This window comes from Flavobacterium seoulense, from assembly GCF_000695795.1.
Lineage (GTDB): Bacteria > Bacteroidota > Bacteroidia > Flavobacteriales > Flavobacteriaceae > Flavobacterium > Flavobacterium seoulense.
The window spans coordinates 1-1824 of the sequence record NZ_JNCA01000051.1 but is presented as its reverse complement, the minus strand read 5'-3'; the positions used below and the strand labels follow the sequence as shown (position 1 = coordinate 1824).

Here is a 1824-nt window from a genome sequence, read left to right as displayed (position 1 = left end):
GCTTCTGCTTACATTATCTTAAAAAATTTAAAATCTGATAAGAAAGACGATGTCAAAGAAATTACTTTCTTAAATACTGAAGTAATCATTCGCGAATCTTCCAATAAACCTAAATAAATTAGCTTTTATTTTATTAAATTTTTATTTTATATATGAAGTAGTATTTTAAAATAAGAAAAAAATACTGTAAAAATTTTTTTCTTAAACAACAAAACAATACTTTTACACAACCGATTGCGAATATAAATATATTTATTCCATCTAATTATTACGATATTTTATCTTTTTATCTAAATATTATATCATATAATCAAAAAAGTTATTGTAAAAGATATGAAAATACGAAAAATAAAATCTGTTATCTATTTAATAGCCATCCATACTATATCTTTTACGTCTACAGCACAAAAAGATTACAAATTATGGTTACAATATGAACCAAAAAACAATATCTCTTTAACTACTAAATACCTAAATTCTATTCAAGGAGTTGTGATATTAGGCAATTCAGATACTTCAAAAGCTATTACTACTGAACTTGAACTAGGACTGCAAAGTATGTTAGCTCATAAAATTCAATATAAAACTAACACAGATGGAACCAATTTACTTATAATAGGAAATAAATTAGCTCTAAATGATAATTTACAACAAAGCTTAAAATCTGATTTCCAAAAAATAAATAAAGAGGGTTATATTATTAAAACCATAATTACTAAAGGCAAAAAAAATATTGTGATCACGGGAGAAAATGATGTAGCTGTATTGTATGGTGTTTTCAATTTTTTAAGATTAATCCAAACAAATAAATCAATAGAAAACTTAACGATAGTAGACTCTCCTAAAATAGATGTTCGAATATTGAATCATTGGGACAATTTAGACCGTACTGTTGAACGTGGATATGCCGGTTTTTCATTGTGGGACTGGCATAAACTACCTGATTTTATTGATCAGCGTTACATCGATTATGGCCGTGCTAATGCATCAATAGGCATTAACGGAATTGTCCTTAACAATGTAAATGCCAATGCATTAATATTAACTCCACAATACTTAGAAAAAGTGGAAGCATTAGCAACAGCTTTTAGACCTTATGGGTTAAAAGTATATTTAACAGCACGTTTTTCTGCACCTATAGAGATTGGTAAGTTAAAAACTGCAGATCCTCTAGATCCCAATGTAATTAATTGGTGGAAAAGTAAAGCTGCGGAGATTTATGCTAAAATCCCTGATTTTGGTGGCTTTTTAATAAAAGCAAACTCTGAAGGACAGCCTGGTCCTCAAAATTATGGTCGAAATCATGTTGATGGCGCTAATATGCTTGCTGATGCTTTAGCTCCATTTGGAGGAATCGTAATGTGGCGTGCATTTGTTTATTCAGAACATGACGCTGATGACAGAGCAAAACAAGCTTACAGTGAATTTGCACCTTATGACGGAAAATTCAAAAATAATGTCATCGTTCAAATCAAAAATGGTGCTATAGATTTTCAACCTAGAGAACCTTTTCATCCTTTATTTGGCGCTATGCCAAAAACTAATACTATGATGGAATTTCAAATTACCCAAGAGTATTTAGGCTTTAGTACCCACTTAGTTTACTTACCTAAACTATATCAGGAGGTTTTAGAATCCGACACCTATACAAAAGGTAAAGGCTCTACTGTCGCCAAAGTAATTGACGGTACATTGTATAATAATAAAATTACAGGAATTGCAGGAGTTGCAAACATAGGAAATGATCTAAACTGGACAGGACATCCATTTGGACAGGCAAACTGGTACGGGTTTGGGAGATTAGCTTGGAATCCTTATTTAAAT

1 protein-coding gene is annotated in these 1824 nt (G+C 30.5%); it reads left to right on the top strand.

Features of this window, described 5'->3' with window-relative positions:
- Positions 1-333: 333 nt before the first annotated feature.
- On the top strand, positions 334-1824 hold a 1491-nt coding region (locus tag FEM21_RS16025), incomplete at its 3' end, for an alpha-glucuronidase family glycosyl hydrolase (protein ID WP_035662734.1).